12 protein-coding genes are annotated in these 13,838 nt (G+C 70.9%); 9 read left to right on the forward strand and 3 right to left on the reverse strand.

Going from position 1 to position 13,838, the window contains the following annotated elements:
- Nucleotides 1–38: 38 nt before the first annotated feature.
- The gene (locus tag QRY02_RS29930) at nt 39–1,406 is read left to right on the forward strand and encodes a 3' terminal RNA ribose 2'-O-methyltransferase Hen1 (protein ID WP_285986173.1); all 1,368 of its coding nucleotides are present in this window, start codon (nt 39–41) and stop codon (nt 1,404–1,406) included.
- Nucleotides 1,403–3,895, forward strand: a complete 2,493-nt coding sequence (locus QRY02_RS29935) for a polynucleotide kinase-phosphatase (RefSeq protein ID WP_285986174.1) — start codon at nt 1,403–1,405, stop codon at nt 3,893–3,895. The genes QRY02_RS29930 and QRY02_RS29935 overlap by 4 nt, the downstream gene beginning before the upstream one ends.
- Nucleotides 3,896–3,924: 29 nt before the next feature.
- Here QRY02_RS29935 and QRY02_RS29940 read toward each other — a convergent pair whose 3' ends face one another.
- Nucleotides 3,925–4,257 (reverse strand): hypothetical protein, encoded by a 333-nt coding sequence (locus QRY02_RS29940; RefSeq protein WP_285986175.1) that lies wholly within the window; start codon nt 4,255–4,257, stop codon nt 3,925–3,927.
- A complete protein-coding gene (gene mca / locus QRY02_RS29945) occupies nt 4,254–5,174 on the reverse strand; it encodes a mycothiol conjugate amidase Mca (protein ID WP_285986176.1) in 921 nt (306 codons plus the stop codon). The genes QRY02_RS29940 and mca overlap by 4 nt, the downstream gene beginning before the upstream one ends.
- Nucleotides 5,175–5,308: 134 nt before the next feature.
- Between mca and QRY02_RS29950 the strand changes: the two genes are divergently transcribed.
- From QRY02_RS29950 to QRY02_RS29960, 3 genes are all read left to right on the forward strand, one after another.
- Nucleotides 5,309–5,764, forward strand: a complete 456-nt coding sequence (locus QRY02_RS29950) for a DUF4307 domain-containing protein (RefSeq protein ID WP_285986177.1) — start codon at nt 5,309–5,311, stop codon at nt 5,762–5,764.
- A 195-nt stretch (nt 5,765–5,959) separates the two neighbouring features.
- Nucleotides 5,960–6,463: a transcription elongation factor GreA gene (greA, locus tag QRY02_RS29955; protein ID WP_013229826.1), complete on the forward strand. Its 504-nt coding sequence runs from the start codon at nt 5,960–5,962 to the stop codon at nt 6,461–6,463.
- Between the two features lie 48 nt (nt 6,464–6,511).
- Nucleotides 6,512–7,324, forward strand: coding sequence for an MBL fold metallo-hydrolase (locus QRY02_RS29960; RefSeq protein ID WP_285986178.1), 813 nt, complete (start codon nt 6,512–6,514; stop codon nt 7,322–7,324).
- A 5-nt stretch (nt 7,325–7,329) separates the two neighbouring features.
- Here QRY02_RS29960 and QRY02_RS29965 read toward each other — a convergent pair whose 3' ends face one another.
- Nucleotides 7,330–7,803: an Lrp/AsnC family transcriptional regulator gene (locus QRY02_RS29965; protein WP_285993949.1), complete on the reverse strand. Its 474-nt coding sequence runs from the start codon at nt 7,801–7,803 to the stop codon at nt 7,330–7,332.
- Between the two features lie 109 nt (nt 7,804–7,912).
- On the opposite strand from QRY02_RS29965, the gene hppD reads away from it, so the two are divergent.
- From hppD to QRY02_RS29985, 4 genes are all read left to right on the forward strand, one after another.
- Nucleotides 7,913–9,112 carry a 4-hydroxyphenylpyruvate dioxygenase gene (gene hppD / locus QRY02_RS29970; protein WP_285986179.1) on the forward strand — a complete coding sequence of 400 codons (1,200 nt, stop codon included), beginning with the start codon at nt 7,913–7,915 and terminating at the stop codon, nt 9,110–9,112.
- A 135-nt stretch (nt 9,113–9,247) separates the two neighbouring features.
- Nucleotides 9,248–9,787, forward strand: a complete 540-nt coding sequence (locus tag QRY02_RS29975; RefSeq protein ID WP_285986180.1) for a YbaB/EbfC family nucleoid-associated protein — start codon at nt 9,248–9,250, stop codon at nt 9,785–9,787.
- Between the two features lie 10 nt (nt 9,788–9,797).
- Entirely contained in the window at nt 9,798–10,106 is a 309-nt protein-coding gene (locus tag QRY02_RS29980; protein WP_103337020.1) for a type VII secretion target, read from the forward strand.
- On the forward strand, nt 10,106–13,837 hold the full coding sequence (locus QRY02_RS29985) for a DUF8616 domain-containing protein (protein WP_285986181.1): 3,732 nt from the start codon (nt 10,106–10,108) through the stop codon (nt 13,835–13,837). The genes QRY02_RS29980 and QRY02_RS29985 overlap by 1 nt, the downstream gene beginning before the upstream one ends.
- Nucleotide 13,838: the final 1 nt, after the last annotated feature.

Raw genomic sequence — 13,838 nt, forward strand, 5'->3', positions numbered from 1 at the left:
GGGCGCGCGGTCACCGGCTCCTCGGCCACACTGTGCCGGTGCTGCTGACCATCACCACGACCCGGAACCCGGCCACCGACCTGGGCTTTCTCCTGCACAAACACCCGGAGAAGGCGCAGTCGGTCGCGCTGTCCGCCGGTACCGCGCACGTCTTCTACCCGGAGGCGGCGCCGGACCGGTGCACCGCCGCGTTGTTCGTCGAGATCGACCCCGTCGGGCTCGTCCGCGGGGGCGGGACGTCGCTGACGCAGTACGTCAACGACCGGCCGTACGCCGGGGGCTCGTACCTCGCGGTCGCGCTGCGGGCGGCGTTCACGACGGCGCTCGCGGGGCGGTGCACGGCCCGTCCGGAACTGGTCGACGAGCTCTTCGACCTGGAGATCCACGTGCCGTCGCTGTCCGCTCGGGGCGGGGCCGAGGTCGTGCACAAGCTGTTCGAGCCGCTCGGCTGGCGCGTTTCGGCGACGCCGATCCCGCTCGACCCGCAGTTCCCGCAGTGGGGTGACAGTCGCTATGTCGACTTGCGGCTCACCGGTACCCAGCGTGTTGCCGACGCCCTTCGCCACCTGTACGTCTTGCTGCCGGCGCTCGACGGGGACAAGCACTACTGGGTCGGCCAGGACGAGGCCGACAAGCTGCTGCGCGCCGGTGACGGCTGGCTCGCCGGGCACCCCGAGCGGACGCTCATCACGAACCGCTACCTGGAGCGGCGCCGCGCGGTCGTCACTTACGCGCTTTCGCGGCTGGCCGAGGCGGACGACGTCCCGGCGGAGGCCGAAGCGCTGGTCACCGAGGTGCCGGACAAGCCGGAGAGCCTCGCGTCGCAGCGCCACGGCAGCGTGCTCGCCGCGCTGCGGGCCGCGGGCGCCCGGCGCGTGCTGGACCTCGGCTGCGGCTCCGGCGCGCTGCTGCGGGTCCTCGAGAAGGAGCGGTCGTTCACCGAGATCGTCGGCGTCGACGTGTCGAGCAGTGCGCTGAACATCGCGGAGAAGCGGCTGAAGGACGGCTCCCGCGTCACGCTGCGCCAGTCCGCGCTGACCTACGCCGACCCGGCGCTGGCCGGGTTCGACGCCGCCGTGCTGATGGAGGTCGTCGAGCACGTCGACGAGGAGCGGCTCCCGGCGCTGGAACACGCGGTGTTCGGGGTCGCGGCGCCGCGCACGGTGCTCGTCACGACGCCCAACGCGGAGTACAACCGGCTGTTCGAGTTCCTGCCGATGGGGCATTTCCGGCACGCCGACCACCGGTTCGAATGGACCCGAGCCGAGTTCCGCGCCTGGGCGGACAGTGTCGCGACCCGACATGGCTACGACGTCCGGTACCTGCCGATCGGACCGGAGGACCAGGAATCGGGACCGCCGACCCAACTGGCGGTCTTCACCACCCAAAAGGAGGTGGCCGCGTGAAGCTGACCGTTCCCGACATGTCGCTCGTCGTGCTCGTCGGCGCTTCCGGCTCCGGCAAGTCGACGTTCGCGCGCACGCACTTCGCGCCGACGCAGGTGCTCTCCAGCGACTTCTTCCGCGGGCTCGTCGCCGACGACGAGAACGACCAGTCGGCCTCGGCCGACGCCTTCGACGCACTGCACTACGTCGCGGCGAAGCGGCTCGCGGCCGGACGGACGACCGTCATCGACGCGACGAACGTCCAGCGCGCTTCGCGGGCGAGCCTGGTGAAGCTGGCGAAGGAGCACGACGTGCTGCCGACGGCGATCGTGCTCGACCTGCCGGTGGCCGTCTGCGCCGCGCGGAACGCCTCGCGCACCGACCGCGACTTCGGCGACCACGTGATCCGGCGGCAGCGCGGTGAGCTGCAGCGGTCGCTGAAGTCGCTGGAGCGCGAGGGGTTCCGGCGCGTGCACGTGCTGCGCTCCGAAGCCGAGGTGACCGAGGCCGAGATCGTCGTCGAACCGCTGCGCAACGACAAGCGCGCGCTGACCGGGCCGTTCGACGTGATCGGCGACGTCCACGGCTGCGCGGCCGAGCTCGAGGAGCTGCTGGCCGAGCTGGGGTACGCCGACGGCGTGCACCCGGACGGGCGGACCGCGGTCTTCGTCGGCGACCTCGTCGACCGCGGCCCGGACACCCCCGGCGTGCTGCGGCGCGTGATGGGGATGGCCGCGTCCGGCAGCGCGCTGGTCGTGTGCGGCAACCACGAGCAGAAGCTGGTGCGGGCCTTGCACGGGCGGAAGGTCAACGTCGCGCACGGGCTCGCCGAGTCGCTGGAGCAGCTCGGCGCGGAGAGCGAAGAGTTCCGCCGTCGCGTCCACGAGTTCTGCGACGGGCTGATCGCGCACTACGTCCTCGACGGCGGGAAGCTCGTCGTCGCGCACGCGGGGCTGCCCGAGCGGTACCACGGGCGCGCGTCCGGGCGGGTGCGCAGCATGGCGCTCTACGGCGACACGACCGGCGAGACCGACGAATACGGCCTGCCGGTGCGGCTGCCGTGGGCCCACGACTACCGCGGATCCGCGATGGTCCTCTACGGGCACACGCCGACGCTGGAGCCGGAGTGGGTCAACAACACGATGTGCCTCGACACCGGCGCGGTGTTCGGCGGGAAGCTGACCGCGCTGCGCTACCCGGAGCGCGAAGTCGTCTCGGTGAAGGCGCATCGGGTCTGGTACGAGCCGGTGCGCCCGCTGGACGCGTCACGGCCGTTGGGCGGGCGCGAGCCGGCGGTGCTGGAACTGGCCGACGTCACCGGGAAGCGGATCGTGCAGACCGCGCACCACGGCCGGGTCGGCGTCTCGGCGGAGCAGTCGGCAGCGGCCCTGGAGGTGATGAGCCGGTTCGCGGTCGACCCGCGGTGGCTGGCCTACCTGCCGCCGACGATGGCGCCGTGTTCGACGTCGTCGCGCTCCGATTACCTGGAGCACCCCGAAGAGGCGTTCGCCGAGTACCGGGCAGCCGGGGTCGAAGCCGTGCTGTGCGAAGAGAAGCACATGGGCTCACGGGCCGTCGTGCTGGTCTGCCGGGACGACGAAGTGGCGTACCGCCGGTTCGGGATCCGCGGCGGTGGCGCGGTGTACACGCGGACCGGGCGCCCGTTCTTCTCGGCCTCGCAGAACACCGCGCTCTTGGCGGACGTGCGCGCGGCGGCGGCCGGGCTGTTCGAGGAGCTGGACTCGGGCTGGTTGCTGCTCGACGCCGAGCTGCTGCCGTGGAGCGCGAAGGCGGGTTCGCTGATCGCTGATCAATACGCGTCAGTGGGCGCGGCCGCCCAGGCGGTACTGCCTTCGGCGGTCTCGGCGTTGGCGACGGCGGCCGCACGGGGCATCGACGTCGGCGACCTCTTGGCCCGGACGGCTTCGCGTTCCTCCACAGTGGACTCGTACCGGACGGCGTACCGGCGCTACTGCTGGCCGACGTCGGGCCTGGACGGCGTCCGGCTGGCGCCGTTCCAGCTGCTGGCGTCCGAGGGGAAGGCCTACCACGACCGGCCGCACGCGTGGCACCTCGCGCAGCTGGACCTTTTGCAGGGATCGCGTTTCCAGCGGACCCGGACGCTCGAGGTGGACCTGCTGGACGACGCGTCGGTCGCCCGTGGCGTCTCGTGGTGGGAGGAGCTGACGGCGGCCGGTGGCGAGGGCATGGTCGTCAAGCCGGCGGCGAACCTGACCCGCGGGACGCGCGGACTGGTCCAGCCGGGGGTGAAGGTGCGCGGGCGCGAGTACCTGCGGATCATCTACGGCCCGGACTACACGCTGCCGGAGAACCTGGAGCGGTTGCGCAAGCGCGGGCTGAACCGCAAGCGCATGCTGGCGCTGCGCGAGTACGCCCTGGGCCTGGAGGCCCTGGAGCGCGTCGCGCGCGGCGAGCCGTTGTGGCGCGTGCACGAGTGCGTGTTCGCGGTGCTCGCGCTGGAGTCGGACCCGGTGGACCCGCGGCTCTGAGCGCCAACCACGACATCGCGACGGACGGGTCAGTCGGACTTGGCTGGAGAGGCGCCGTTCGGCTGCTTCTTCTCCGGCTCCGCGGGGGCCTCGGCCGGCTCATCGGCCGAGGCCTGGTCCGGCGCGGCCTCGGCCGGCGGGTCGTCGAAGCTGGCCGGGACGCGCTTGAGGTGCTTGGTCATCGAGCGGACCAGGAAGGCCACCGCGATGAGGAACAGGATCAGCACCAGGAAGCCGACCGGGGAGGACTTGCCGAAGTCCTCCCCCTGCCCGCCGTTGTCGCCGTTGCCCGGCTGCTGCGTCAAGACCAGGGCCGACGCGGTCACCGGAAGGGCCACGCCGGCCGGCAGCGTCAGACTCATGTGTTCACCTTCTCCTCGGCGCCGGCGATGCCGGCGAACAGGTCGTCCTCCGGCAACGTGCTGTCGACCAGCGACTTCACCAGCTCGTACTCCTCGGTCGGCCAGACCTCGCGCTGCATCTCCCGGGGCACGGCGAACCAGCGGCTGGTCGGGTCGATCTGCGTGGCGTGCGCCTTCAGCGCCTCGTCCCGCACCTCGAAGTATTCACTGCACTCCACGCGGGTCGTCACCCGCTCCATCACATCGCCCCGGTTCGGGTCCCAGTTCGCCAGCCACTCGGTGTACGGCGACTCCAGCCCGGCCTCCTTCAGTGCCTCGTCGAACAGCACCATCCGGGCGCGCGAGAAGCCGTGCATGTAGTACAGCTTCAGCGGCTGCCACGGCTCGCCGGCGTCGGGGAAGCGGTCCGGGTCCGGCGCCGCGTCCCACGCCGCCATCGTCACCTCGTGGGTGCGGATGTGGTCGGGGTGCGGGTAGCCGCCGTTCTCGTCGTAGGTCGTGATCACGTGCGGGCGGAACTCCCGGATCACGCGCACCAGCGCCTCGGTGGACTCCTCCAGCGGCACGACCGCGAACGATCCCTCCGGCACCGGCGGCAGCGGGTCGCCCTCCGGCAGGCCGGAGTCGACGAAGCCCAGCCAGTGCTGGCTCACGCCGAGGATCTTGGCCGCCCGGGCCATCTCCTCGCGGCGGATCTCGGTCATGTTCGCCAGCACCTCGGGCCGGTCCATGGCCGGGTTCAGGATGCTGCCCGCCTCGCCCCCGGTGCACGTGACAACCAGCACCTCGTGACCTTCGGCGGCGTAGCGCGCCATCGTGGCGGCACCCTTGCTCGACTCGTCGTCCGGGTGCGCGTGCACGGCCATCATGCGCAGGCGCGGGTTGGCGGTGTTCCTCTGCTCGTCGGCGTCCACCATGCTCCGAACGACTCCCCTTCTGCCCTTATTCCGCGACCCACCTGCGGGCCGCCCACCCAGCGGGCGGATACTCGAGACGTACCCGCGTCACCATTGTCCCCACGGGTACGACAAGAACGAGCAGGAGGCCCGGGTTGGCAGGCGGACCGGCGGAAACGGCCGTCGGCGGCAGCGCGCCCGCGCTGCCCGAGGGCCGGTACGGCACCGGGCGCACGACGACGTCCCGGCGCTGGCGGCGCTGGCTCTTCCTGGCCATTGCCCTACTGGTCAGCGGCCTGATCGCCTGGGTCGCCTACCTCAACCTCGGTGCGGCGCCGATCGACGCCGAGCGCATCGCGTTCAGCGAGAAACCGGGCAACGCGATGGAAATCACCCTCAACGTCACCCGGGACGACGACAGCAGGCCGGGCGTGTGCGTCGTCCGCGCCCGTGACAAGACCGGCGCCGAGAGCGGCCGCAAAGAGCTCCTGATCCCCGCCGGCGCGAAGTACAACCGGATCAGCACGACGATCAAGAGCATCGGGGAACCGGTGACCGCGGACGTCTTCGGCTGCTCGTACGACATACCACGCTATCTGTCAACCCCATAGCGGCCAACGGGGTGAACCGCGCGCTCAACGCCCAGAGCGCGGGGAAATAACGGGCGTCGACCTCTCGCGCCGTGATACTCTGACGCCTCAGCACGGCCCGCGACGGGCCGTGTTTTTCCTTTATCTCAGCCACGCGGGCACCTAGGCCCGCGTGGGCCGGCTTGAACACGCAAGCCTGGCAGGCCCGACGAGGAGATGGTGACCGTGAGCGACACCAAGGTGACCTGGCTCACCCAGGATGCCTACGACCGGCTCAAGCACGAGCTCGACGAAATGATCGAGAATCGGCCGGTCATCGCCGCGCGCATCAACGACAGCCGTGAAGAAGGTGACCTCAAGGAAAACGGCGGTTACCACGCGGCTCGCGAGGAGCAGGGCCAGGCCGAAGCGCGCATCCGGCACCTGCAGGAGCTGCTGCGCTCGGCCAAGGTCGGCGAAAAGCCCGCGAACGACGGCACCGCCGGCCCGGGCAAGGTGCTCACCGTCCGGTACGAGGGTGACGACGAGGACGAGAAGTTCCTGCTCGCCACCCGCGAGGAGGGCGCCGAGGGCGAACTCGACGTGTACTCCCCGGAATCGCCGCTGGGCAAGGCCCTGCTCGGCGCCAAAGAAGGCGAGTCCCGCGAGTACGAGCTGCCCAACGGCAAGGTCCAAAAGGTGACGCTCGTCAAGGCGGTTCCGTACACCGACGCCAAATAACCCGGCTAGCGTGTCCTCCCAGGATTCACATTCTGGGAGGACGAAGTCGTGAGCACCGAACCGATGTGCCAGGCCTGCGGCATGCAGTACGCCGTGGCTCGTGAGGACTGCCCGATCTGCGAGGACGAACGCCAGTACGTCCCGCAGTCCGGGCAGCAGTGGACGAACCTCTCCGCGCTCCGGTCGAGTGGCACCTACACCCCGCGGATCGAAGAACAGGGCCCCGGCATCGTCGGTGTCGGCTCGAACCCGGGGTTCGCGATCGGCCAGCGCGCGCTGCTGGTGCGGGCCCGCTCGGGGAACTTCCTCTGGGACTGCGCCGCGTACCTCGATGACGCCCTGGTCCAGCAGGTCCGCGACCTGGGCGGCATCACCGGCATCGCGATCAGCCACCCGCACTACTACACGACGATGGTCGAGTGGGCGCGGGCGTTCGACGTGCCGGTCTACCTGCACGAGGGCGACCAGCAGTGGATCGGCCGGCCCGACCCGGCGGTGAAGCTGTGGTCGGGGACCACCCTCGACGTCGCCGAAGACCTGCGGCTGATCAACCTCGGCGTGCACTTCACCGGCGGCACGGTGCTGCACTGGCCGGACGGCGAAGACGGCCGGGGTGCGCTGCTGTCCGGCGACATCGTGCAGGTGATCCCCGACCGCACGCACGTCGGCTTCATGTACAGCTACCCGAACCTGGTCCCGGAGCGGCCGCACGTCGTCCGCCGCGCGGCGGAGCTGCTGGCGGGATACCGCTTCGAGGCGATCTACGGCGCCTGGTGGGACGCGATCGTGCGGACCGACGGCTTCGAGGTCGTCCAGCGCTCGGCCAAGCGGTACCTGGCCCACGTCGCCGACGAGGGCTGAGCCCCTCAGCCCCGCGCGGTCCGCTCCAGCAGCGGGCGGACCCGCGGCGGCACCGGCGTCGACAGCGCGATCGACGTCGACGTGCGCAGGACGTCCGGGACACCGACCACCTTGTCGATCACCCGCTGCAGGTCGTCGTTGCCGCGCGCGACCATGCGGACGAACAGGTCGCCCTGGCCGGTCGTCGCGTGCACCTCGCAGACCTCGTCGATCGCGGCGAGGGCCTCCGCGACCTCCGCGCGGCGGCCCTGCGCGATCTCCAGCACCGCGAACGCCGTCAGGCCGTAGCCCATCGCCGCCAGGTCCAGCTCCGGCGGGAAGCCGCCGAGGATGCCGCGCTCGGTCAGGCGGTCGAGGCGGGCCTGGACCGTGCCGCGGGCGACGCCGAGCCGCCGCGCGCACTCCAGCACCCCCAGGCGCGGGGAGTCGGTGAGCAACAGCAGCAGTCGCGCATCCAGCGCATCGAGGTTCTCCGGCATACGCAGATTGTCCATGATGACGGCCGATCTCCCACGATCACCGGTCATCTTGTCCAGCAAAAACTGAGTCCATTGCTCATCTTGCCTCGCTGGGTTGATCCTTCGAGGTATGACCCAGACTGCCGAACCCCAGGGTGCCCTCGACGACGTCAGCTATGACCAGCTGCGTCAGCTGGTCGGGCTCGTCGACCACGACGCCTCGACCGACCCGTTCCCGGTCAAGGCCATGGACGCGGTGGTGTTCATCGCCGGCAACGCCACCCAGACCGCCTGGTACTACCAGATCGCGTTCGGGATGCAGCTCGTCGCGTACTCGGGACCCGAGACCGGCGACTACGAGCGCAAGTCCTACGTGCTGAAGTCCGGGTCGGCCCGGTTCGTCATCACCGGCGGCGTGAAGCCGGACTCGCCGCTGCTGGACCACCACCGCAAGCACGGTGACGGTGTCATCGACCTGGCGCTGGAGACCACTGACGTCGACAAGTGCATCGAGCACGCCCGCGCGCAGGGCGCGACCGTCCTCGAGGAGCCGCACGACGTCTCCGACGAGCACGGCACCGTGCGCGTCGCCGCGATCGCGACCTACGGCGAAACCCGCCACTCGCTGGTCGACCGGTCGCGCTACAACGGCGTCTACCTGCCCGGCTACGAGCCGCGCGAGAGCACGGTCAAGCGGCCCGAAGGTGCGCCGAAGCGGCTGTTCCAGGCCGTCGACCACTGCGTCGGCAACGTCGAGCTCGGCAAGATGGACTACTGGGTCGACTGGTACCACCGCGTCATGGGCTTCGTGAACATGGCGGAGTTCGTCGGCGACGACATCGCCACCGAGTACTCGGCGCTGATGAGCAAGGTCGTCTCGAACGGCAACCACCGGGTCAAGTTCCCGCTGAACGAGCCCGCCGTGGCGAAGAAGAAGTCGCAGATCGACGAGTACCTCGAGTTCTACGGCGGCGCCGGCTGCCAGCACATCGCGCTGGCCACCAACGACATCATCGCCACGGTGACGGCGATGCGCGCCGCCGGCGTCGAGTTCCTCGACACCCCGGACTCCTACTACGACGACCCCGAGCTGCGCGCCCGGATCGGCAACGTCCGCGTGCCGATCGAGGTGCTCAAGGAGCACAGCATCCTGGTCGACCGCGACGAGGACGGCTACCTGCTGCAGATCTTCACCAAGCCGATCGGCGACCGCCCGACCGTGTTCTACGAGCTGATCGAGCGGCACGGCTCGCTGGGCTTCGGCAAGGGCAACTTCAAGGCCCTGTTCGAGGCGATCGAGCGGGAGCAAGAGCGCCGAGGCAACCTCTGACACATCTCGGCGAAGGCCACCATCGGGAACCTGCGGGTCCCCTATGGTGGCCTTTGGCGCGTTTTGAGAGGCACAGTCGGGAACCGATGGCTTTCCGGATCCGTCAGTGTGGGGAAGCAGAGAGAAGGGGCCGTGATGCCGGACAGCATCGACGCCAGCGACGCGATGATCGACAACTGGACCAAGCGGCTCGAGGAGAACGCCGCCCGGTACCAGGCGCTGGCCGATCGCATGCAGGGCCAGTCGGTCACCGAGCGGTCGAAGGACGGGTCCGTGCAGGTGACCGTCGATTCCCGTGGGCTGCTGAAGAACCTCGTGATCGCGGAGTCGGCGGCCGGCAAGCGGATGGCCGAGGTGTCGGCGCAGGTCATGCAGCTGGTGCAGCGGGCGCAGGCGCGGATCCCCGAGTTGCTGCAGCAAGCCATGACCGAGACCACCGGCACCGGCGACCAGGCCGCGGTGGAGATCGTCCGCGAGGCGCAGAGCACGTTCCCGGCGCCGCCGCCCGAGGCCGAGCCGGCGTTCCCGGAACCCGACCGCGTCCGCCGGTTCCTGCCGGACGACACCGAGGAGCCGCCGCCCGCAGCTCCGCGCACTCCGCCGCCGCCACCCCGCCGTCGCCGCCCGGGTGGCGACGAGGACGACGACGACTTCGGCGGACCGATCCTTTCCTGAGGGGGAACCGATGACGGATGTGGAACTCAGCACCGACCTGACGGCGCACGCGAAGCAGCTCGACGCCATCGGTGACGGGCTGCAGCAAGCCGTCGACGCGGCGAACCAGGTGAGCATGCCGACCGACGCGTACGGCATCCTCTGCCAGCCGTTCCGGATGCTGCTCGATCCGGTGGAGCAGTACGGGATCGACGCGCTCAAGGACGCCGTGCAGGCGATGACGGCCGTGTCCGGCAAGGTCCGCGAGGCCGCGGCGGCGTACCACAAGTACGAAGGCGGCGTCGCCGACGACCTGAACAAGTCCGTGGACGGTGCGTGATGCCGGAGGGGAACCCGCTCGTCGCCGACGCCAAAAAGGACCCTGACGGACCGGGTGCGTTCACGGCGGGCAACGGCGACTACGGCTGGGCCGGCGGCATCGGCATCGCCGAGTCGTCGATGGACGCGTTCAACGGCATCAAGGACGGCGACTGGGTTTCCGGCGGCCTCGGCATGCTGTCGCTGGCCGGCGAGGTCGCCGGGGCGGCGATCGACCCGTTCGGGTACCTGATGTCGTCGGTGGCGTCGTTCCTGATGGAGCACATCCAGCCGCTGAAGGACATGCTGGACTCCGTCGCGGGCAACCCGCCGGTGATCCAGTCCTACGCCGACACCTGGGGCAACGTCTCGAAGGCGCTGGGCGAGCGCAAGACCGACTTCGACAACGCCGTCAAGAACGGCACCGCCGGCTGGACCGGCGACGGCGCGGACGCGTACCGCAAGTTCGCCGCCGAGCACAGCGACGCCCTGTCCGGTGCGGCCACGGTGGCCGGCGCGATCAGCACGGTCACGATGATCATGGGCCAGGTCGTCTCGTTCGTGCGCGAGACCGTGCGGCAGCTGATCGCGGACCTGGTCGGCAAGCTGATCGCCTGGGTGATGGAGGAGGTCTTCTCCCTCGGCTTCGGCACGCCGGTGGTGGTGGCGCAGGCGACGGCCGCGATCGCCAAGTGGGGCAAGAAGATCGGAGAGCTGCTCAAGAAGCTCACCGACACGATCCGCAAGGTGTCGCCGCTGCTGTCGAAGCTGGTCGACCTCTTCGAGAAGATCGCCAAGGTCTTCGGCAAGGTGCTGGGCAAGGTAAGCGGGCTCGACGGGCTGAAGGTCAAGGAAGGCGGATTCGTCCACAAGATCCCCAAGGGGGAGGGTGGCGGAGTCCACGCGCGCGCCCACGGCGAGGGTTCTTCCGGCGGGGACGGCGAAAGCTCGCACTCCGGCGACGGAGACGGTTCGCACAGCGGCGAGAGTTCGTCGACCGACTCCGGCGATCCGGGTCACGCGGACGGGGATTCGCCGAGTTCCGACCCGATGAACACGGATTCCTCGCCTGACCCGGCTTCCCGCCGGAGTTCGAGCCGGGACGGATCCGGTTCGCCGGACGGCGACAGTTCTCCGTCGGCGCACAGTGGTGACGGCTCGCCGGACGGCAGCCCCTCGGCGGCGCGCTCGGACGGTTCGCCTTCCCGCGCCGGCGACTCGAGCCCCTCGCACACGGGCGACAGCACGCCCTCGCACACGGGCGACTCCAGCCCATCGCCGACTCGCGGCAGCACGCCTTCGCACGCGGGCGACGGCAGTCCGTCGGCGGTGCGAGGGAGCGACAGCACCCCGTCACACGCGGGCGACAGCAGCCCCTCGCCCACTCGCGGCAGCGACAGCACGCCGTCCCACACCGGCGACAACGCGCCCTCCCGCGCGAGCGACAGCGGTCCCTCGCCAACCCGGGGCAGCGACAGCACGCCGTCCCACACCGGCGACTCCAGCCCCTCGTCCACCCGAGGCAGCGACAGCACGCCGTCCCACACCGGGGACAGCAGCCCGTCCCCAACCCGCGGCAGCGACAACACTCCGTCGCGCGCCGGGGACAGCAGCCCGTCGCCCACCCACTCCGGGTCCTCGGCCGCCGCGCGGTCCGATGCGCCCGGCTCGCACGTCGGCACCGACACCCCGAGCAGCGCCGCCTCTCCCCGCGCCGATGGCACCACCTCCGCCAGCGGCACCGCACCGGCCGCTCCGCGCACCGGCGACCCGGGCACGGTCCCCTCTCCGCGGGGCGGGGACGGCGTCCCGCCGCAAGGGGGCGCACCGGTGGCGGGCGGCGGCGGGATGCCGCCCGGCGGCGCACCCGGGGGCGGCGCACCCGGGGGCGGCCTCGGCGGCGGCTCCCCGCGTACCGGCGGGGGCGGTGGCTGGACCGGCACCCCGGGCCGCCCGGGCGCGCCCACCCCGCACGTCGACGCACCCGGCCGTCCGCGCGCCGGCGGTGACCTGCCCGCCGGCCGTCCGCGCACACCGGACGCACCAGCGCCGGCACCGGCCGCCCGCGGCTACGGCCCCGGCACGCACGCCCCCGACGGCGGCGCCCCTCGTCCGCACGAGAACGCGCCCCACGAAAACGGTCCCCACGACCCGGACGGCGGCGTCCCGCACCACCCCGGCTCCGAGCCGCTCAGCCCGGACGAGGTCAACGCGCGGCACTCGGAAAGCACGCCGGCGGGCAGCTCGTACCACGCCGGTGACCCTGACATGGGCGACCTGCCGCACCGCGTCCAGCCTGACCCGGACGGCCGCTACACCGTCGACGTGCACGTCACGCCCGACGGCCACGCCCGCATCGGCGACCGGCTGTACACGCCGGAGGAGTTCGCGGACATCCTGCGCCGCAACGGCGACTACGACGGGCGCCCGGTCCGCCTGATCGGCTGCGACGCGAGCTCGAACGACTTCGCGCACCGGCTTTCGCGCGAGCTCGACACCGAGGTCATGGCCCCGACGAAGCCGGCGTGGACGGACTCGCACGGCCGCGTCTTCTCGTCCGACTACGAGATCGGCCCGGACGGCCGGATGCGTCCCCGCATCCCGCCGGACGGCGAGTGGAACACCCACCACCCGGACGGCTCGACGCACCGCGCGGGCGACGACGGCTTCGCGCCGGACTCGCACCACGGCGACCCGCGCGACGTCGACGCCGACAGCGCGCAGCACCGCGGGGACGGCAACCGCCGCCCGATCCCCGCCGAGCCGGTCGAAATCGAGACCCGGCAGCCCCCGGCGTCGATGAAGGAAAAGATCAACGACCTCGACTACCGCAGCAAGTACTACTACGGCCCGGACAGCAACGGCGAGTTCCAGCGGAAGAACGCCGTACAGCACGACCACGACGGCGCGCGGGTCGAGAAGATCCGCGAGGAGCCGGACAACCCGGCGGGCGAGCGGTTCGAAACCAAGTCCGACAACTACGTGCCCGCCGAATACCGGAACGACGTCCCGGATCCCGAGCACCGGGCGACCCAGGCGCAGAAGGACCGGGCCCAGCAGCTGATCGACGAGCGGGCGGCGGCGAACGCGCACGCCCGGGGCGTCGAAGCGGACTACCGCACGCACCGCGACGCCGGGACGCTCACCGACGAGCTCGAAGAGCAGCGCGCCGCGGCGCACAGGGCCCGCACCGACTACGGCGAGGACCTCGGCGAGCACGCCGCCCGGGACGCCGTCGCCGACCGGTACCCGCCGGACCGGTACGACGTCAAGGAACTGCCGGACCCGGAGGTCCACGGCGACAACACCCGTCCCGGCGGCGGGGAGAAGCCGGGCTCCGGCCGGTTCGACCAGATCTACGAGGTCACCGACAAGACCACCGGTGAGACCCGGCACGTCATCGTCGAGGCGAAGAGCCCGAACGCCGAACTGGGCACCCGCAAGGGCCTCGACCAGAAGACCAACTTCGAGCAGGGGCACCCGAAGTACGTCGAGAGCATCATCGACAACATGCGGAAGCACGGGACGCCCGCGGAAAAGGCCCTCGCGGTCGAACTGCAGGACTCCTTGGACATGGAGGCCCTCGACTACTCGGTGGCGAGGGCGCGCGTGCGCGAGGAAGCGGACTTCGAACCCGACGGGACACCGAAGGTGGACAAGGACGGAAACCCGGTGAAAAAGCCGGTGTACGGTGGCTACAACCTCAAGTATTTCGACCTGTCGATCACGACGACCAAGCCCCCCAACACCTGAG

The organism is Amycolatopsis sp. DG1A-15b, from assembly GCF_030285645.1.
Classification (GTDB): domain Bacteria; phylum Actinomycetota; class Actinomycetes; order Mycobacteriales; family Pseudonocardiaceae; genus Amycolatopsis.

Bases quoted from the DNA above. Each gene is read 5' to 3' on its own strand.
- hppD (WP_285986179.1), top strand. From the start codon at position 7,913: ATGACCCAGACTGCCGAACCCCAGGGTGCCCTCGACGACGTCAGCTAT.
- greA (WP_013229826.1), top strand. From the start codon at position 5,960: ATGGTGACCGTGAGCGACACCAAGGTGACCTGGCTCACCCAGGATGCC.
- QRY02_RS29940 (WP_285986175.1), bottom strand. From the start codon at position 4,257: ATGAGTCTGACGCTGCCGGCCGGCGTGGCCCTTCCGGTGACCGCGTCG.
- QRY02_RS29965 (WP_285993949.1), bottom strand. From the start codon at position 7,803: ATGCCGGAGAACCTCGATGCGCTGGATGCGCGACTGCTGCTGTTGCTC.
- mca (WP_285986176.1), bottom strand. From the start codon at position 5,174: ATGGTGGACGCCGACGAGCAGAGGAACACCGCCAACCCGCGCCTGCGC.
- QRY02_RS29980 (WP_103337020.1), top strand. From the start codon at position 9,798: ATGACGGATGTGGAACTCAGCACCGACCTGACGGCGCACGCGAAGCAG.
- QRY02_RS29975 (WP_285986180.1), top strand. From the start codon at position 9,248: ATGCCGGACAGCATCGACGCCAGCGACGCGATGATCGACAACTGGACC.
- QRY02_RS29985 (WP_285986181.1), top strand. From the start codon at position 10,106: ATGCCGGAGGGGAACCCGCTCGTCGCCGACGCCAAAAAGGACCCTGAC.